17 protein-coding genes and 1 pseudogene are annotated in these 18,922 nt (G+C 41.9%); 15 read left to right on the forward strand and 3 right to left on the reverse strand.

Going from position 1 to position 18,922, the window contains the following annotated elements; genetic code table 11:
• Positions 1 to 72 precede the first annotated feature (72 nt).
• Complete coding sequence (tsaD, locus tag OFN67_RS05685; RefSeq protein ID WP_270868715.1) at positions 73 to 1,080, reverse strand: tRNA (adenosine(37)-N6)-threonylcarbamoyltransferase complex transferase subunit TsaD; 1,008 nt, start codon at positions 1,078 to 1,080, stop codon at positions 73 to 75.
• Between the two features lie 161 nt (positions 1,081 to 1,241).
• On the opposite strand from tsaD, the gene OFN67_RS05690 reads away from it, so the two are divergent.
• The 15 genes and pseudogenes from OFN67_RS05690 to OFN67_RS05760 all read left to right on the forward strand — a co-directional run bounded on the left by OFN67_RS05690 (position 1,242) and on the right by OFN67_RS05760 (position 17,484).
• The gene (locus OFN67_RS05690; RefSeq protein ID WP_270861987.1) at positions 1,242 to 2,192 is read left to right on the forward strand and encodes an NAD(P)-binding domain-containing protein; all 951 of its coding nucleotides are present in this window, start codon (positions 1,242 to 1,244) and stop codon (positions 2,190 to 2,192) included.
• Positions 2,189 to 2,899: a tRNA1(Val) (adenine(37)-N6)-methyltransferase gene (locus OFN67_RS05695; RefSeq protein ID WP_270868714.1), complete on the forward strand. Its 711-nt coding sequence runs from the start codon at positions 2,189 to 2,191 to the stop codon at positions 2,897 to 2,899. The genes OFN67_RS05690 and OFN67_RS05695 overlap by 4 nt, the downstream gene beginning before the upstream one ends.
• Positions 2,889 to 3,251, forward strand: coding sequence for a YkgJ family cysteine cluster protein (locus OFN67_RS05700; RefSeq protein ID WP_442868081.1), 363 nt, complete (start codon positions 2,889 to 2,891; stop codon positions 3,249 to 3,251). The genes OFN67_RS05695 and OFN67_RS05700 overlap by 11 nt, the downstream gene beginning before the upstream one ends.
• Positions 3,230 to 4,663 carry a tetratricopeptide repeat protein gene (locus tag OFN67_RS05705; protein ID WP_270873985.1) on the forward strand — a complete coding sequence of 478 codons (1,434 nt, stop codon included), beginning with the start codon at positions 3,230 to 3,232 and terminating at the stop codon, positions 4,661 to 4,663. The genes OFN67_RS05700 and OFN67_RS05705 overlap by 22 nt, the downstream gene beginning before the upstream one ends.
• Positions 4,660 to 5,451 carry an indole-3-glycerol phosphate synthase TrpC gene (gene trpC, locus OFN67_RS05710; RefSeq protein ID WP_270873986.1) on the forward strand — a complete coding sequence of 264 codons (792 nt, stop codon included), beginning with the start codon at positions 4,660 to 4,662 and terminating at the stop codon, positions 5,449 to 5,451. Before OFN67_RS05705 ends, trpC begins: the two co-directional genes overlap by 4 nt.
• Before the next feature lie 10 nt (positions 5,452 to 5,461).
• Positions 5,462 to 5,953, forward strand: coding sequence for an HIT family protein (locus OFN67_RS05715; RefSeq protein ID WP_270873987.1), 492 nt, complete (start codon positions 5,462 to 5,464; stop codon positions 5,951 to 5,953).
• Positions 5,954 to 5,955: 2 nt separating this feature from the next.
• Positions 5,956 to 6,951 carry a bifunctional 3,4-dihydroxy-2-butanone 4-phosphate synthase/GTP cyclohydrolase II gene (locus tag OFN67_RS05720; protein WP_270873988.1) on the forward strand — a complete coding sequence of 332 codons (996 nt, stop codon included), beginning with the start codon at positions 5,956 to 5,958 and terminating at the stop codon, positions 6,949 to 6,951.
• Positions 6,948 to 8,225, forward strand: coding sequence for a DNA polymerase Y family protein (locus OFN67_RS05725; RefSeq protein ID WP_270873989.1), 1,278 nt, complete (start codon positions 6,948 to 6,950; stop codon positions 8,223 to 8,225). Before OFN67_RS05720 ends, OFN67_RS05725 begins: the two co-directional genes overlap by 4 nt.
• Positions 8,226 to 8,234: 9 nt before the next feature.
• Positions 8,235 to 8,774 (forward strand): hypothetical protein, encoded by a 540-nt coding sequence (locus tag OFN67_RS05730; protein WP_270861978.1) that lies wholly within the window; start codon positions 8,235 to 8,237, stop codon positions 8,772 to 8,774.
• Between the two features lie 31 nt (positions 8,775 to 8,805).
• Complete coding sequence (gene lgt, locus OFN67_RS05735; protein WP_270861977.1) at positions 8,806 to 9,624, forward strand: prolipoprotein diacylglyceryl transferase; 819 nt, start codon at positions 8,806 to 8,808, stop codon at positions 9,622 to 9,624.
• Between the two features lie 96 nt (positions 9,625 to 9,720).
• Positions 9,721 to 10,422: pseudogene (locus tag OFN67_RS05740) on the forward strand (fumarate reductase cytochrome b subunit); the annotation flags it as partial.
• Between the two features lie 28 nt (positions 10,423 to 10,450).
• Positions 10,451 to 12,469: a fumarate reductase flavoprotein subunit gene (locus OFN67_RS05745; RefSeq protein ID WP_270868707.1), complete on the forward strand. Its 2,019-nt coding sequence runs from the start codon at positions 10,451 to 10,453 to the stop codon at positions 12,467 to 12,469.
• On the forward strand, positions 12,462 to 13,184 hold the full coding sequence (locus tag OFN67_RS05750; RefSeq protein WP_270858184.1) for a fumarate reductase iron-sulfur subunit: 723 nt from the start codon (positions 12,462 to 12,464) through the stop codon (positions 13,182 to 13,184). The genes OFN67_RS05745 and OFN67_RS05750 overlap by 8 nt, the downstream gene beginning before the upstream one ends.
• A gap of 113 nt (positions 13,185 to 13,297) precedes the next feature.
• Positions 13,298 to 15,655 (forward strand): dynamin family protein, encoded by a 2,358-nt coding sequence (locus OFN67_RS05755; RefSeq protein ID WP_270868706.1) that lies wholly within the window; start codon positions 13,298 to 13,300, stop codon positions 15,653 to 15,655.
• Positions 15,649 to 17,484 (forward strand): dynamin family protein, encoded by a 1,836-nt coding sequence (locus tag OFN67_RS05760; protein WP_270868705.1) that lies wholly within the window; start codon positions 15,649 to 15,651, stop codon positions 17,482 to 17,484. The genes OFN67_RS05755 and OFN67_RS05760 overlap by 7 nt, the downstream gene beginning before the upstream one ends.
• 15 nt (positions 17,485 to 17,499) lie before the next feature.
• Here the strand turns inward: OFN67_RS05760 and OFN67_RS05765 are convergent, their stop codons facing one another.
• Both OFN67_RS05765 and rarD read right to left on the reverse strand, forming a co-directional pair.
• A complete protein-coding gene (locus OFN67_RS05765) occupies positions 17,500 to 17,913 on the reverse strand; it encodes a hypothetical protein (RefSeq protein WP_270868704.1) in 414 nt (137 codons plus the stop codon).
• A complete protein-coding gene (gene rarD / locus OFN67_RS05770; protein ID WP_270868703.1) occupies positions 17,906 to 18,781 on the reverse strand; it encodes an EamA family transporter RarD in 876 nt (291 codons plus the stop codon). The genes OFN67_RS05765 and rarD overlap by 8 nt, the downstream gene beginning before the upstream one ends.
• Positions 18,782 to 18,922 lie beyond the last annotated feature (141 nt).

An 18,922-nucleotide genomic window follows, 5' to 3' on the forward strand; every position in this document is an offset into this window, starting at 1 on the left:
GAAGCAATCCAGTAAAATTTAGAGCAAAATTCTACTTAAATTTAGGATTGAACGATTTTTAAAATTTAATTTTTACTCAAATGCGGAGTTTAAATTTAGGCTTGGGATAATTTGCAAATTTTGCGGTGCGATAAAGCTTTGTTTGCGGTATTTCTCCAAACCTGCGCGCGCTATCATCGCAGCATTATCCGAGCAAAATTTCAGTGGCGCAAATAAAAGTTCGCACTCGTGCGCGTCGCCTAAATTTGCCAAATTTTGCCTCAAATGCGTATTCGCACTAGCCCCACCCACGACGCCAAAACGCCTAAATTTGCGCTCATTAAAAACCCGAGAGAGTTTATCCATGATATGCTCGCAAGCACTTTTTTGAAAGGCGTAGGCGATATCGCACTTATCTTGTCCCGCTAGTTCGCCATTTTGGGATAGTTTTTCGATTTGCACTCGAACTGCATTTTTAAGGCCTGAGAAGCTGTATTGTAGGCGTTTATCGCCCTTTAAAGGCACTGGAAAGCTAAATTTTGGCTTGCCATTTTTGGCTAAATTTTCGATTATCGCACCACCCGGATAGCCAAGTCCTAGCATTTTGGCGCATTTGTCAAATGTCTCACCAAAGCTATCATCGCTGGTGCTTGCAAGCACGCTGATTGCGCCTCTGGCGTCAATATCAAGAATCATCGTGTGCCCGCCACTTACCAGCAAAACTCCAAGCGGAAATTCTGCTTCTTTGTCCAAAAATAGCGAATAAATATGCCCGATTAGGTGATTTACGCCAATTAGTGGCAAATTTAGCGCAAGGCTAAGCGTTTTTGCCATATTCACGCCCCCTATCAAACTCACGCTAAGGCCCGGTGCGTGCGTTACGGCGACGGCTTTAAGAGAGCCAAAAAAGGGCTTTGCGCGCTCTAAAATGCTAGGAAGGGCCTGCGTATGAAGCCTAGCGGCGAGTTCTGGCACGACACCGCCGTATTTGGAGTGTTCGAGTTCTTGGGAGATTTTTTCGTAAAACTCTAATGCGAAATTCGAGCTGTTTAACACAGCAATCGAGCTGTCATCACAGCTACTTTCAATGGCTAAAATCATTATTTTCCTTTAAATTTTTTCTAAATTTACCATTTTTGGGCTAAGTTTTGGGTAAAAATAAAACAGACTAATTAAATCTTTAAAATTTTAATAATTTTTACCATTTATAAATAAATTTTGATTATAATCAAAGGTTGTAAAATTTAACACAAAGGAAAAAAATGATAAATGTTTATGATGTAGTTGTCATCGGTGGCGGTCCTTGCGGAATCGCGGCCGTGGTCGAGGCCAAAAGAAAAGGCGTAGCCAAGGTGCTTTTGCTAGAAAAAGGCGATAATCACTCTCAAACAATCAGACAATTTTACAAAGATAAAAAACGCGTAGATAAAGAATACAAGGGCATGGATAGCGAAACAAAAGGCACGATTAGCTTCGAGACTGGCACGAAAGAGAGCGTGCTAGATTATTTCGATAGCTTGCTAGATCATGGCGATATCGATATTTACTTCAACAGCGAGGTCGAAAAGGTCGAGAAAAAAGAAGGCGGGCTATTTTGTATAACCACAGCCTCAGCTGGCTTTGTAGCGCGCAATGTCATCATCTCAATCGGCCGTATGGGCAAACCAAACAAACCAAGCTACAAAATCCCGCCTTCAATCACACAAAGGGTAAATTTCAACCTCGATAAATGTAGCGTCAATGAAAAAGTCCTAGTCGTGGGCGGTGGCAACTCAGCCGCTGAATACGCACTCTCGCTATGCAAAACAAACACCGTTACCCTATGCTACCGCAAAGAGAGCTTTACAAGGCTAAATGAAATCAACGAAGAAGATATCAAAAAAGAGGCCAGAAACGGCGACATTATCCTGCGCCTTGGCCTTGATATCGAAGCGCTAGAAAACGAAAGTGGCAAGGTGCTAGTGAAATTCACAAACGGCATGGAGTTAGTTTATGATCGCATAATCTATGCAATCGGTGGCACGAGCCCTGTGGATTTCCTTAAAAAATGTGGCGTAGAATTCGACGAAAACGGCGTGCCAAGCGTCGATGAGAGGTGCGAAACAGCCACAAAAGGGCTTTTTGTGGGTGGAGATTTGATCACTAGAAACGGCGGTTCGATCGTCGTAGCCTTCAACCACGCTCACACAATCGTAGAAAATCTGCATTTATGAGACTTTTCCAGCTAAAAAGTGGGTATCGCTACACTAGCGATACCATTTTTTTATGGAATTTTATCTGCGAAAACTGGCTTAACTCTCGCGCCACAAATTCTCTTAAAATTTTAGATGTTGGGGCAGGATGCGGGATTTTGGGGCTGATGTTGAAGCGGGATTTTCCAAATTTAGATTTAAGCTTGCTTGAAATCCAAGAGCAAAATTTAGAAATTTTGCGTAAAAATTGCGAGCAAAATTCATTGCAAGCTCAAATTTTACACGACAATTTCGCAAATTTTAAAAGCGAGCAAAGATTTGATTTAATCGTTTCAAATCCGCCATTTTATAGGGAAAAAATCCTAACCAGCCAAAATTCGCACATCGCGCTAAGCAAAAGTGCCACAAGCCTAAGCCTTAGCGATTTCGTGCGTGTTAGCAACACTCATTTAAAGCCAAAAGGCGCGCTGATTTTTTGCTACGAGGCGGGCAAAATCGCGCAAATTTGCGAAATTTTGCAAAATTACAAGCTAAATTTGACAAAGCTTGCTTTCATCTATCCTAACGAAAACAAGCCCGCCAAACTCGCGCTTTTTTTGGCGCAAAAAAGTTCGCGCTCACTTTGTGAAATTTGTGCGCCGATTTATACATTTCTTAATGGTGAAAAAAGTAAAATAACGGCTAAAATTTATGAAAAAGCTGATTTAGAAAGTGTCGATATTGAGTGAGTTTGACTATACCTTCGATAGTAGCGCCTGCGAAAGCTGCGGCGGCAAGTGTTGCACGGGCGAGAGCGGATATATTTGGATAAATGACGCAGAAATCGAGAAACTCAGCGAATTTATGGGGATAGATAAGGCAAATTTTATCCGCGTATTTTTGCAGCGCGTTGGGAATAAATTTAGCATAAAAGAAAAACCATACCTTGACGGTATGGCGTGTGTGTTTTTCGACGAAAAGCACCGAAACTGCGGGATTTATGAATACAGACCAAATCAGTGTCGAACCTTTCCATTTTGGGAATATTTCAAAGAGCATAAAGATGAATTGGAGAAAGAATGTATTGGGGTAAAATTTTAACCGCTTTTTTGGCTCTTGGTGCCCTAAATTTGGGCGCTAGTGAAACCAAAAGCGACGCGATAAAAGATATGAATAAAAGCTCGGTTATCACAAATACTGCGCCGGTACCCGAGCAAAACGCTAGCGAAAATGTAGCGCAAAAGGCCACTACACCGCAAAAGCTAAAAGAGGCGATGAAGGCTTACGATGAGGCTGAGCTAAATTTCGATCTACTAACTGCGCTAGAACTAGCCAATAAAGATCCGCAAAGCGCGATGAAGCTTTACGAAAAGGCCTTTTTAAAGACAAATTCGCAGGTGTATTTGCTAGAAGCCTTAAAGCTTGCGTTTTTCTTAAAAGATAGCAAAGCAACGGCGCGCTACCTAGCTTTGGGCGATAAAATTTTGGCTGATGATAGCGAGTATTTGCGCGTAAAAGTGGGGTATTATATGGGGCAGGGAGAGATACTCAAAGCCAACACTACCGCGCTTCATTTAGCAAATTTAGAGGTAAATTCGAGAAATTATTCGATTTTGGGCGCGACATATTATGCTATGGATAATTTCGCCCTAGCCAAGCAGTATTTCGAAAAGGCCTACGAGCTGGAAAAATCAGAGGAAAATTTAATCCGCCTTAGCGATGTTCTTTTAAATAGGCTTGATAGTAGCGACGCTGCGGTGCGTATCATGGAGACGCATAGGCGAATTTACGGGTGCGCTAGCGGTATGGTGTGCGAGGTTTTGGCCGATGTGTATCGTATGCAAAAAAAATACTTCGAGGTCGCCAAACTCGATGAGGCGCTGTATGAGAGCAAAAAAAATACAAAATTCCTAGACGATATGATTGGGATTTATTATTATATGAAGGAATTTGATAAAATCATCGAAATTTTGCAAAAATACGATTATAAAAAAGATCTCATAATGGACGCTTACGCCCAGAAAAAGGACTTCGCCACAGCTATGAGATTAGCGCGCGAGGAGTTTTTGAAAACCGAAAATTACGATTATTTGGCGAACGAGGCGATTTATCTGTATGAATCTTTTGGCGATAAAAAAACAGCCGCTCAGATCAACGAAGTCGTGGCGAAATTTGAAAACATAGCTAGCAAGCTAAAAGATCCGGTGCATTTGAATTACTACGGATATATTTTAATCGATCATGATTTGGATATCAAAAAGGGCATTGATTATGTCGAGCGCGCCCTAAAAGACGAGCCAAATTCGGTTTATTATATAGACTCGCTAGCATGGGGGTTTTACAAGCTTGGCGAGTGCGAAAAAGCCAAAGAGTGGATGGATAAGATAAAAGACGATGAGTTTTACACCAGCGACGAGGGCAAGGGGCATGTAAGCGCGATAGAGAGATGCGTGATAGACAAAAATATCCAAAAAATAGGCGAAATCGCAGGCGGAATAAAGGCGCAAAAATGATTTTAGATGAAATTTTAGAAAAAACGCGCAAGGATTTGGCTAGGCGCAAAGAAAAATTTAGCTTTGATATGCTTGGTCGCACGCTAAGTGCTAATCCCATGATACCGCGCGACGCAAAAAACGCGCTAAAAAGCACCCCGGATAATCCACTCCGCATAATCGCTGAGGTGAAAAAAGCAAGCCCTAGCAAGGGCGTCATCAGAGAGGATTTTGATCCGCTTAAAATCGCTATGGAGTATGAAAAATCAGGCGCGAGCGCATTTTCTATTTTGACTGAGCCGCACTATTTTAAGGGCGATATTAGCTACATTTCGCAAATCAGGCGCTACACAAACACGCCGATTTTGCGCAAAGATTTTATAATCGATGAGTATCAAATCCTAGAAGCGCTCGTGTATGGGGCGGATTTTGTGCTATTAATCGCAAAGGCTTTGGAGCAAAAAGAGCTTAAAAGACTTTTGGAATTTGCTAGGCATTTGGGGCTTGAAGCGCTTTTTGAAATTCACGATAAAGATGATTTAAAAAAGGCGATTTTTGCAGGGGCTGATATAATCGGCATAAATCATCGAAATTTGCAGACTTTCGAGGTTGATTTGAGCTTATCGGCAAATTTAATCCCGCTTATCCCAAATGGCAAAATCATAGTGGCTGAAAGTGGGCTAGGCTCGCACGAACAGCTACTCGAATTAAGCGCACGCGGGGTCGATGCGTTTTTAATCGGCGAGAGTTTTATGCGTCAAGATGATGTCGGCGCGGCGCTTAGAGCAGTGAAATTTGGCGAAAAATAGGGGGGAAAATATGGATTATATTTGCGCGCCGTGGAGAAGTGATTATTTCACCGAAAAACGCAGCGGTTGCCCATTTTGCGCAGCCGCGAAAGCCAAAGAAGGAACAGAGTGCGTAGGCGTGGTATTTCGCGCTAAATTTTGCTTCGGGCTTATGAATTTATATCCATACAATCCTGGGGCTTTTATGGTGATTCCTTACGAGCATACTGATAATATCGAGAATTTACCGCTAGAAGCGTGGTTGGAGATGAGCGAATATGTCCAAAAGGGCGTGCGAGTGCTAAAAACCGCTCTTGGCGCAAAGGGGGTGAATATCGGTATGAATCTAGGCTCCGCTGCTGGGGCTGGGATAGCCGAGCATGTGCATTATCATCTAGTTCCGCGCTGGGAGAGAGATACGAATTTTATAACAACTATCGCAAATGTGCGCGTAAATGGCGTCAGCTTCGCCCCGCTTTATGAAAAGATAAAAGCTGGATTTGAAAATTTGAATAAGGATTAAAAATGGTAAGTGTAGAACAAGCTATACAAGATATGAAAAATGGCAAGATGATTGTCATGGTCGATGATGTTGATCGCGAAAATGAGGGCGATTTGATTTTCCCTGCGACTTTTACGAGCGCAGAGAAGGTAAATTTCGCTATCACGCACGCTCGTGGCGTGGTTTGCGTCGCACTGGACGAGGAAATCGCCAAAAGGCTAGATTTGCCCCTAATGGTCGATAAAAACACATCCTCGCACGAGACAGCCTTTACTATCACAATCGACGCAAAAGACGCAACCACGGGCGTTAGTGCGTATGAGCGAAATATGACAATCGAGCTTATGGCGCGCCCAAACTCCACCCCAAGCGACTTCGTGCGCCCTGGCCACATAAATCCGCTCATCGCTAAAAAAGGCGGAGTGCTCGTGCGCACAGGCCACACCGAGGGCTCTGTGGATTTGTGCAAGCTCGCTGGAATCGCGCCAAGTGCGGTGATTTGCGAGATTGTAAAAGAAGACGGCACAATGGCAAGGCGCGATGATTTGGAGAAATTCTGCGAAAAATTTGGCATAAATATGATTTCAATCGCCCAAATCGTCGAATACAGATTAAAACACGAAACTTTGGTTAAATTTGGCGAGTTTAGCGAGGGCAAAATTTGCGGTAAATCGTGCAAAGTTTGCGAAATCACAGACCACGATGACAACGCTCACAAAGTCTTTATTTTCGGCGAAATTGGCGAAATTTGCAATGTAAAATTTCATAAAATTTCAACCGATTTAGAATTTATGCAAGATGAAAATTATGATGATTTTATGCAAAATTTAGAAATTTTAAGCACGAGCGGTGGTGTGATTGTGGCGCTAAATTCGGCTTCGCACAAGGGCGATTTTAAAAGCTATGGTATCGGAGCGCAGATTTTAGCGCACCTTGGGATTAAAAAAATCAAAATTCTGTCAAATTCCAGCCCGAAAGAATACGCTGGACTTAGTGGATTTGGGATAGATATAGTTTGATAGCGCATATCGATTTAGACTGCTTTTTCGTATCTGTCGCAAGGCTGATAAATCCCGCTCTTAGCGGAGTTCCCGTCGCAGTTATCGGCGGAAATAATGAGGAAATTTTCGCTAATAAAGACGAGGGCTTTGGGGCGAAATTTCACTTCGATGAGAGCGCGCAAAATTTTAAAATTCAAGCCCAAAAAGAGCAAAATTTGCAAAATTTTGCCGATGAGCAAAAAAGGCTAAAATCTTTGCAAAAAGGGGTGGTTTTAAGCGCTAGTTACGAGGCTAGAAAATTTGGCGTGCATTCAGCCCAACCCCTAAAAATGGCGCTTCTAGCCTGTCCAGAGCTAGTGCTGGACGCGGCAAAGCACGGCGTGTATGGCAAGATTTCAAACCAAATTCACAAATTTTTGCTAAATTTCACGCCAGAAATCGAAAAATTTAGCGTTGATGAGTTTTTTTTGGATTTGCGTGGCACGAAATACAACGAAAACGCGCGCGAGTTTGCGCTCTTTTTGCAAAGCGAAATCAAGGCGAAATTCGGGCTTCCTAGCAGTGTGGGGTTAAGCGAGGCGAAATTTATCGCCAAGCTTGCCACCGATTTAGCCAAGCCTTTTGGGGTGCGCGAAATACCCATTTCGTGCCTTAAAACCGAGCTTAGAGATGTCGAAATTTCAAAATTTCCAGGCGTGGGAAAATCTATGCAAAAAACGCTCGCAAAATACGGCATTAAAAGTATCGGCGACGCGTGGGGACATAGGGAAATTTTCGAAAAAATGGGCAAAAACGGCGAGCAAATTTTCGCTCAAATCAGTGGCGATACGAGCGAGCGGGTGCAGGTTAGCAGGGAGCGCAAAAGTATCGGTCTTGGGCGCAGTTTCGAGCCGTGCTTCGATAGGGACGAGATCAAAAGGCGCATTAAAATCCTCTCTCGCCACCTAGCTAGCGAGGTTTTAGAGGGTGGGCTAAATCCACTTACTTACGAGGTCAAAATCCGCTACAAATCGCGCGATGAGAGCTCTAAAAGGCTTAGTCAGCACAGGCCTTTTAGCCTAGATTTGCTCGATGAGACGGCGCTTTTGCTTTTCGAGGCTATTGATGTGCATAGGGGCGATGCGATAATTCATGTGTCGCTAAATTTGTCAAATTTTGGCGCAAATAGCGCAGAGTGTGCGACTCTGCTTTTCGATGAAATCGATAAAAAACGCCAAAGTTTGGATAAATCAATGAATCAAATTTGGTCAAAATTTGGTGTGGAAAAAATTAAAAAAGCTAGTGAAATTTAAGGAGAAAAGATGAAAGTAGGGGAACTTTATTCGGTTATGTGTATAATTTTCGCGACGAATTTTAAGGGCGCGATAAGCAAGGAAAATTTCGAAAAACTTGCTAGCAAATGGATTATAATCAACGAAAATGAGGAAAACAAAAAAGGTCAAGAGCTTTGGGCTAGGGTTAAAAATAGCGATTATGAGGCTATTTGCGCTGATTTTGAAAATCTCAAAGAGGCCTTTGATATGAGCTATTTTAAGCTAATAAGTGCGAGTGAAGTGAGTATTTTTTACGAAAGATGTCGCTTCAAAAAGCCATTTGCGGATTTGCCAGATACACACGCTGCAAACATGCTAGGGCTGTTGGCGATGATTTTCAAGCAAGATACAAACGAGAAATCACACAATATTTTGGGCGAGTATTTGACGAATTTTATCATGCCAAGCCTGCGTGGGCTAGCTGGACATTTGCAAATCAATGCTAAAAGCGATTATTACAAGGCGTTTGGGTATTTTTTGGCGGATTTTTGCGTGGTTGTGAAAAATAGCTTGGGGCTTAAAATTTAGCCAAATTTACAAATTTAATTAGGGGCGAGAGTTGGAGTTTTGGAACCACATTTACGAAAAATTTGACCCAGTTGCGTTTAGCGTCGCCGGTTTTAGCGTGCATTGGTATGGCATAATGTATGTTTTGGCGCTGCTAATCGCACTCTTTATGGCCAAATGGATTGCTAAGCGCGACGGGCTGAAATTTAGCAGTGCGGTGCTAGATAATTATTTCATCTGGGTCGAAATCGGCGTGATTTTGGGCGCTAGACTCGGATATATCGCGATTTATTCAGGCGAGGCGCTGTGGTATTTCACTCACCCGTGGCAAATTTTCAACCCCTTTTATAATGGCGAATTTATCGGAATTCGCGGTATGAGTTACCATGGGGCGGTGGTTGGATTTATCATCGCCACAATAGTGTTTTGTCGCCGCCACGCCCAAAACCAGTGGGCACTACTCGATCTTGTCGCGCTCAGCGTGCCGCTTGGGTATTTTTTCGGGCGGATTGGGAATTTTTTAAACCAAGAGCTAATCGGGCGCGCAACCGATGTGAGCTGGGGGATTTTCGTAGATGGTGTGCTTCGCCACCCTAGCCAAATTTACGAAGGTTTGCTCGAAGGAATTTTGATTTTTGTGATTTTATTTTTTAGCAGGAAATTTAAGAAATTCGACGGCGAACTGATTTGCAACTACGCTATTTTATACACATTTATGCGCTTTGTGAGTGAATTTTTCAGAGAACCAGACGCTGGGATTGGGTTTGTAATCGCTGGGTTTTCAATGGGGCAAATTTTATCGCTCGTTATGTTTTTGGCGGGCGTTATATTAAAAATTTCTTTGAAATTTCAACTAATAGGGCGTAATTAACTTTACTTAAAGTTAAAAAATACTATAATGTCCTGTTAAAGTTAAATTTACAAATTGTTAGTAATTTAACTAACTAATTTTCTATAAGGAGAGCTCATGAGCGAGCAAATTGAAGGCTTCTTAGGTATCCGCACGGATCGCACAAAAAGCCGTATGCCAGCGCGCCTAGACTTAATCCAAAGTATCAGTGGTGGAATTTTGGGTCTATTTATGTGGGTGCATATGATGTTTGTTTCTACTGTATTGTTCGGTGGAGACTTTTTTACCAAAGTTGTTGAATTCTTAGAATTAAGATTTTTGAGCGACAGCCCTTCTATGAGCTATATTACATCTTTCTTAGCTCTTGCTGTATTTATCATTTTCTTTATTCACGCTGCGCTAGGTATGAGAAAAATGCCAATCAATTTCCGCCAATGGCAATCATATCGTGCTCACATGAAACGCTTCAAACACGAAGATACTTCACTTTGGTGGGTTCAAGCAATCACTGGCTTTATTATGTTCTTCTTGGGTGCTGCACACCTTATTTTCATCATCACAAACTCTGATAAAATTTCAGGTGATATGTCAGGTGCTCGTGTAGTAAGCCATTTTATGTGGTTGTTCTACCTAGTATTGCTTTTCGCTGTTGAACTTCACGGTAGCATTGGTTTATACAGACTATGCGTTAAATGGGGTATTTTCGAAGGTCCTGATGCAAAAGAAAGTCGTAAAAAACTTAAAAAATTAAAATGGATTGTTTCAGCTTTCTTCTTAATTTTAGGTCTTTTATCTTTGGCTGCATTTATCAAAATCGGTGTAAATTTATAAAATAGGGAATTGAAATATGAATGTTAAATATTATGATGCATTAGTTATCGGTGGTGGGCTTGCAGGCCTACGCGCTGCGGTAGCTGCTGGCGAAAAAGGGCTTAGCACAGTAGTTTTAAGCCTTATTCCTGTTAAACGCTCGCACTCAGCAGCAGCACAAGGTGGTATGCAAGCAAGTCTTGGTAATTCTAAAATGAGTGAAGGCGATAATGAAGATGTGCATTTCGCTGATACCGTAAAAGGTAGCGACTGGGGTTGCGATCAAGATGTAGCTAGAATGTTTGCTCAAACAGCTCCAAAAGCTATTCGTGAGCTAGCTGCGTGGGGCGTTCCATGGACTCGTATCACAAAAGGTAAAAGAAGCGCGATTATCAACGCTCAAAAAACAACAATCGAAGAAAAAGAAGAAGTTCATGGTCTAATTCACAGCCGTGACTTTGGTGGAACAAAAAAATGGAGAACTTGCTACACAGCTGACGCTACTGGTCACACTATGCTTTTTGCTGTTGCAAACGAGGCATTAAAACACAATGTCGATATCCACGATAGAAAAGAAGCAATCGCTCTAATCCACGAAAACAACCGCTGTTATGGCGCGATTGTTCGCGATTTAGTAACTGGCGAGCTTACAGCTTATGTTGCAAAAGGCACACTAATCGCAACTGGTGGTTATGGTCGTGTATATCGCCACACAACAAACGCTGTTGTTTGTGAGGGAACTGGTGCCGCTATCGCACTAGAAACAGGCGTAGCTCAATTAGGAAATATGGAAGCAGTTCAATTCCACCCAACTCCAATCGTTCCAAGTGGTATCTTGCTAACTGAGGGTTGCCGTGGTGATGGTGGTATCTTGCGTGATGTCGATGGATATCGCTTTATGCCTGATTATGAACCAGAGAAAAAAGAACTAGCTAGCCGCGATGTTGTTTCACGCCGTATTATGGAACACATCAGAAATGGTAAAGGCGTTCCTAGCCCTTATGGATACCATGTTTGGCTTGATATTTCTATCTTGGGTCGCGAGCATATCGAGAAAAACCTTCGCGATGTTCAAGAAATTTGCCAAATTTTCAACGGTATCGATCCTGCTGATACAGAGACTTACACAGATGAAAATGGTCGCAAAAGAGGCAAAGGTTGGGCTCCAATCCTTCCAATGCAACACTACTCAATGGGTGGAATCAAAACAAAAGCAACAGGCGAAAGTCCAACACTAGCAGGTCTATTCTCAGCTGGTGAGGCTGCATGCTGGGATATGCACGGATTCAACCGCTTGGGTGGAAACTCAGTTTCTGAGACAGTTGTCGCTGGTATGATTGTAGGTGATTACTTCGCAGATTTCTGCGCAAGCCACGAAATCGATATCAAAACAACTTCAATTGAAAAATTTGTAAATAAATCACAAGTTTACCTACAAAGCCTACTTGATAAAGATGGCAAATACAATGTATTTGAGATCAAAAACAAAATGAAAGATATCATGTGGGAACATGTTGCGATTTTCCGCACAGGCGAGGGCTTGGCAAAAGCTGTAAAAGAGCTAGAAGAGCTTTACAAAGAATCAACAAATGTTAAAATTTCAAACAAAGAGCTATTTGGAAACCCAGAGCTAGAAGAGGCTTATCGTGTTCCTATGATGCTTAAACTTGCACTTTGCGTTGCAAAAGGCGCACTAGATCGCACAGAGAGCCGTGGCGCTCACTACCGCGAAGACTTCACAAAACGCGATGACGCAAACTGGCTAAAACGCACACTAGCGACTTGGAAAGACGGCGATACATTGCCAACTCTAACTTACGAGCCACTAGATATTATGAAAATGGAAATCCCACCAGCGTTCCGTGGTTATGGCGCTAAGGGTAATATTATCGAGCACCCAGATAGTGCTAAACGCCAAAAAGAAGTTGATGACATTAGAGCAAAAATGGAATCAGAAGGCAGAGGACGCTATGAAATCCAAGAAGCACTAATGCATTATGAGTTGCAACCAAAATATAAAGCACCAAATGAAAGAGCAGGTATAGGATATGAGTAGAAAAATCACAATTAAAGCGTTTAAATTTAATCCGCTAAGCAAGGTTTCTAAACCTCACTTTGCGACTTATGAGCTTGAAGAAACAGATGGTATGACACTATTTATCGCACTTAATGTCATCCGCGAAAAATTTGACCCAGAGCTAAGCTTCGACTTCGTATGTCGTGCTGGTATTTGCGGTAGCTGCGGTATGTTAGTCAATGGTAAGCCAGCACTTGCTTGCCGCACACTGACAAAAGACTATCCAGAGGGCGTTATCGAGCTTATGCCACTTCCTGTATTCAAATTACTAAAAGATTTGAGCGTAGATACAGGTAACTGGATGAACGCGATGAGTAAGAGAGTCGAGAGCTGGATCCACACTGACCATGTAACTGACATCTCTAAATTAGAGGAAAAAGTCGAACCAGAAGTAGCACAAGAGGTTTTCGAGCTAGATCGTTGTATCGAGTGCGGTATCTGCGTGGCAGCATGCGGAACTGCGATTATGAGAGAGGATTTTATCGGTGCTGTTGGTATCAACCGCGTAGCTAGATTTAAAATCGACGCTCTTGATAACAGAACAGACGATGATTTCTACGAGTTAATCGGCGATGATGACGGCGTGTTTGGTTGTATGAGTTTGCTAGGTTGCGAAGACAACTGCCCTAAACACCTTCCATTACAATCTCGCATTGCTTATATGCGTAGAAAACTTGCTGCAAAAGGCAAATAATCCTATGACGCTTGCAAAATTTTTGCAGGCGTCTTTCTACTTTTATAAAATTTTGAAATTTTATTGCAAAACTTATCAAATTTCTAACCATTTCAACCCAAAAAAGGTAGTTTATGAATAATTTTATGAGTAAAATTTGGGGTTCAAAGAGGCTTTTTATCGATGAGAGCCTAACTCGCACTATGCCTAGTGATATCGCTGCGCTTATGCTATGCACAAATTCGCAAAATTTCGAAAAATTTAAATCGTTGCAAAGTTTTAGAGAAATTTTAAAAGAGCTTGGTGAAGAGATTGGAATCTATGCGATTCAGTCCCTGCAAATCGGCGCAATCAACGCGATTTGCAAGCTTAAAATTTCCAAATTAAGCGTTTTGATGATGGTTGAAAATTTAAGCAAAGAAGGAATTATTAGCAAAAGCGAGTATGATGAAATTTCAAAATTTTTGCTTCAACTTCAAAGCGATTTGAGCGAAAACGAAGCCTCAAATTCGCCCACAAATTTCGCATTTTACGGCAAATTAGAGAGTTTGGATATTATTAGCGATGAGCTAAAAGCACTTTTGAGCGCCAAAAGCGAAGATGAACTTGCAAATTTGGTTTCAGGCACAGACACTGGCACGGGTGCAAATTTAGGCGCAAATTTGAGTGCGAGTTCGGATACTAGCGCGAGCGAAAATGCGAGCGAAAATGCGAGCGAAAATGCGAGCGAAAATGCGAGCGAAAATGCGAGCGAAAATGCGAGCGAAAATGCGAGCGAAAATGCGAGCGAAAATTCAGATACAAACCCAGGCGCAGGTTTTCTCGTTTGCGCGAGCGAATTTGAAAATTCACTCTTTGAGCGCACAAACGCCGCCAAATCAAACGCCAAAGATGCGAATTTCACACTCTCGGTTACTGGCGTAATCAACGCTGGGAAATCCAGCATGCTAAATCGCCTTTTGGGATTTGATATTTTAGGGACTTCAAATATCCCTGAAACGGCGAATTTAACGCTTCTTAAAGGTAGCGATAAGCCTTATGCTAAGGTCAAATTCTACGATGATGAGGAGCTTGAAATTTTGGGTTTTGCGCAGGAATTTCGCTCGAAATTTCAAAACCAAAGCGAAGCCATAATCGAGCCAGAAAAACTGCAAGAATTCACCTCTGCCAAGTATGAAATTTCAAAATTTATCAAATTTATCGAACTTGGTATAAAAAGCGATTTTCTAAGCGATAAAATCACCGTCGTCGATACCCCAGGTCTGGACGATAGCGTGGTTTTGCGCGAGGAGCTGACGAAAAACTTTATGTTTTCAAGCGACGCGATAATCCACCTAATGAACGCCTCTCAAAGCTCGACCAAAAAGGATATGAGCTTTATCGCAAGCACCCTAAAAAGCTCGAAAAATAACTCGCTAATTGTCGTCTTAACTCACGCTGATTTGCTTAGCCAGACCGAGCTAATCGACGCACTTAGATACGCTAGGGCTAGCATTTGCGAGGAGCTTGGGGCGTTTGGGTTCGATGAGGGGCTGATAGAAAATGTGAGCTATTTTTGCATAGACAGCCACAGCGGACGGGGCATTGGCGAGTTGAAATCTCATCTTTTCGAGCGATTTTTCGGCGAAAATTCAGCCAAAGCAGATGAAATTTTATCCTCATACAAAAAAGAGTTATCACTGATTTGCGAGGCGTATTTGGCTGATTTGCAGGAGCAAAACGCCGATTTTAGCGCGAATAAAAGCGAACTAACCCAAAAATGCGAGAATATAAACGCCGAAATTAGCGCGCTAAATGCAAATTTAGCTAAGCTAAAAAACGATTTAACCGGCGCGATTAGCAAGCTTAGCTACGATGATAGCACGCTTTTTGCGCCGCTAAAATCAGCGATTTTGACGATTAAAGACAGGGTTTTAACCGACATAAATTACTCGAAAAAAAATAAAAAACAGATCGATTTTTCTAGGCTAGAAGTCATCGCAAACTCTGGCGTCAAAGATGTCATCACGGACATTTTCCGCTCGTTTTCGCAAAAGATTTCGCGCGATATTTCTGATATCAAAGAGCTTTTAGGAAGCGATTTTAGCGAGGTAAATTCGCTTAAATTTGACACGAAAAAATACATGGACGAAAATTTCGCCCAGCCAAATTTCGCTAAATTTAACGAAAGCCTGCGTGAAATCGTGCGCAAAAACAGCGATTTTGGCGCATTATCAGCGAGTTTTGACGCGCTATTTAGCGAGTTTTTCGCCAAGCTAAATTTAAAATCTAGCTTCGAAAATATCGCCAAAACCTGCACCGCAGAGTTTAAAGAAAATATCCTAGCCCTTTTTGCTAGCAAAAAATCTAGCCTAGATTTGCGCCAAAGCGAGCTTGAAAGCGCGCTTAAAGCAGGCGATGAAAACGCTGAGCAAATCGCCAAAAACGCGCGATTGGTGCGAGAAAAAATAAATTTGGTAAATGGATTAATTAAAAGGATCGAGCAATGCTAAGGGAATTTATCAGCGAGTATAGGGCGAAATTTTTACCCAGCACGAAGCAGGGATTTTGGGGCGATATGAGCAGGGCTGTGAGCGAGCTAAAAGACCCGAGTCTGCACCCTAGCGCGCATTTAAGCAAGGTTTTAGATGAAATTTTGCTCGTCGAGTCTGAGCCTCTTAAAATCGCGGTTGTAGGGCAGTTTAGCAGCGGTAAATCGACATTTTTAAACACCTTGCTTTCTAGCGAAGTTTTGCCAACTGGCGTCGTGCCGGTTACTGCCAAGGCCACTCACATTAAATACGCCCCTTATGAAATGATGAGCGTAGCGTATAAAAACGGCTACACCCAAACCTTAGAAAGCTCGCAAATTTCGGATTTCGTCGATCAAAGGCGGGAGCTAAAAGATATCAAAAACATAAATATGTTTTTGCCGCACGAGCTTTTGAAAAAGATAAATTTCATCGACACCCCAGGGTTAAATTCGCGCTCGAACGCCGATACTAGGGAGACATTGGAGATTTTCGACGAGGTTTTTGGTGTGCTTTGGATTTCACTCATCGACAACGCCGCTAGAAAGAGCGAAACAGCTCAAATTTCGCTTTTGCCAAAATTTTTAAGCAAAAACTCCATTGCGATTTTAAGCCAAAAAGATAGGCTTGGCGCCGAAGAAATCGAGCGTGTGCATAATTACGCCAAAACGATTTTTGGTGCAAATTTCGCTTCTATCGTGCCAATCTCATCAAAGCTAGAAAAAGCTGGCGATAGCCAAAACAGCGGGTTTAGCGAGGTTAGAGAGTTTTTAGACGGGCTTGATAAAAACCGCATTAGCTTTGCAAAATCTAGGCTAAATTTCATACTTGCCGAGCTTAAAAACGAGCGGGCAGGGTATTTGGAAATACATAAAATTTTAGAAAATATTATCGCTTCAAACAAAGATAAAATCGCCGAATTTTGCGCCAGCGAGCGCGAAATTTACAAAGAGGAATTTAGCAAAATTTACGCTTCGATTAAAGAGACCTCGAAATTTATCGCTAAAACCATGCAAGAAGCCCTAAGCTCGAAGCAAAACGAGTATTTCGTGAGCGCGACGCAGACGAAAAAGAGCTTTTTTGGCACGCAAACCTCGAAGGGATACGAAAAGGTAGCCTACGAGGCGCCGTATTTCAACACCGACGCCGCGCTTTCGAAGCTGATTTACAACGACGATAGGCTAAATGTGATTTTTCGCCGTTTCAAAGGCGAGCTAGTCAAAACGCAAAACGCCATGAGCGAGGCGATAGAGCGCATTTATGCGGGGTTTGAGAGGGAAATTTTGCTATTTAAAGGTAGGTTTGAAAACTACGAGCGCCAAAGCGATTTAGCCTCTATCATAGAGGCTTCAAACATCGCTAAAATCGCAAGCGAAGTCTATGGGCTGTTTTTAAAAGACGGCGAGAGAGCTGTTTTTCAAATCTGTCAAAAAATCGCGCTGTTTTTCGAGCAAATTATGATAAAAATCGCCTCAAACTACACAAACGCCGTAACCCTAAGCGCGAATTTCATCGCAAACAAAATCGCGAAATCAATCAGCGATTACGAGGAAGAACCGGGACTTTATCAGCTTTTTTATCCATCTTATGAGGACTTTGAAAAGGCGGTTTTAGGGGGACTTCATTACTATGAGTTCGAAAATGACTTCGTAGGGTCTAGCTCGTTTGTGGATAAAATTTACTCAGATTTTAGCGCGCAGATTGCGCAAATTTTCGAGGAAAATTTAGCCAAAATCGCGGATTTTAAAGCCACGCAAGAAAATGCGCTTGCGATTTTTAGCGCACTTGAAAATTTGCAAAGTCAAAATTAGTCTAAATTTCTAAATTTAGACTAATTTCGCAAACTCACTTCCTAGTTTTTCGCGCCAATTATCGGCGATTTTTTCGCCATCTTTGGCGTATTTTAAAATCACACCCTCGCATTTTTGCAAAAATTTAAAGAGCTTTTCCTCCCAAATTTCGGGGCTTTGATTATTTTTGTGCATGGTTTGGATAAAGACTAATTCCTTGCTAAGATTTGCGATTTCATCGAGTGCTTCGTCCCTTTGGCTCTCGTCTTTTAGCTCTAAATTTTGCAAAGCTAAAATTTCGCTATCAAGTATGTCGCAAAAGCTCAGATATTTGGCGTTATTTGGCACTTCCTCTATCATATCGGCGCGTGAGGCTACGCGCATTACCTGCGAATAAACGATAAAACCTACTATCAAAAAAACCGCCAAAATCAGCGTTATATTAACCATTTTTCCTCCTTTTTAAGCTATCAAATCCCACTATCGCAAGCCCTAGCCAAATGAGCGAAAAGCTGAAAATTTTGTAAAAACTAAGCTCCTCGCCGTATAAAAACACAGCGATTAGCATGCTCATCGAGGGGCTAAGATACTGCATAAATCCGATTGTAGAAAGTGGCAGATACACAGTCGAAATCGCAAAAGTAATTAGTGGTAAAACCGTGATAACTCCGCTAAATGCGAGCAGTGCGCTGGTGCTATGCGCCCCAAATGCGCTAGTGCCAGAATACGCACAAAACCCCAAATACGCGCACGCAAGCGGGAGCATGAGCGTGGTCTCGCAAAACAGCCCCTCGAAGCTAGGTACGGCGATTTTTTTGCGAATTAATCCGTAAAATGCGAAACTTGTCGGCAAAATTAGCGATACAAATGGCAGTCTGCCAAGTGCGTAAATTTGCACGCAGATCGCCAAAAACGCCAAAAATAGCGAAATCCTTCCTGCTAGGCTTAGCCGTTCTTTTAGAAAAATTGCGCCTAAAAGCACCGATAATAGGGGATTTATGAAATACCCTAGACTCGTGGATAAAATATCGCCCAAATTTACCGCCCAGATAAAAATGCCCCAATTTATGCTAATCAAACAGCCTGTGCAAAGAAGTGCTAATGCCTTTTTGCGATCTGATAACAAAAGCGAGATATTTTTTAGCTTTTTTGTAAAAAACAAAAATAAAAAAAGCAAAACAAAGGACCAAAAAATTCTGTGCGCTAAAATTTGTGTGGCATCTACATCTTGGATAAATTTGAAATAAATCGGAAAAACACCCCACATAAAAAAGGTCAAAAACGCAATTATTAGCCCTTTTGTGCGGTCGTCTTTCATAAAATTCCTTAAATTTGTGATTGATTTAAAAGGCTTGCATTTTAAAATTTAATTGATTAATAACTGCTTATTTTTGGCGTGAAATTTAGGAGTAAATTTATATTTTTGAAATGAAATTTAGTCATATTTAGGTATAATGGC

It is taken from the genome of Campylobacter sp. JMF_11 EL3 (assembly GCF_027736965.1).
Classification (GTDB): domain Bacteria; phylum Campylobacterota; class Campylobacteria; order Campylobacterales; family Campylobacteraceae; genus Campylobacter_B.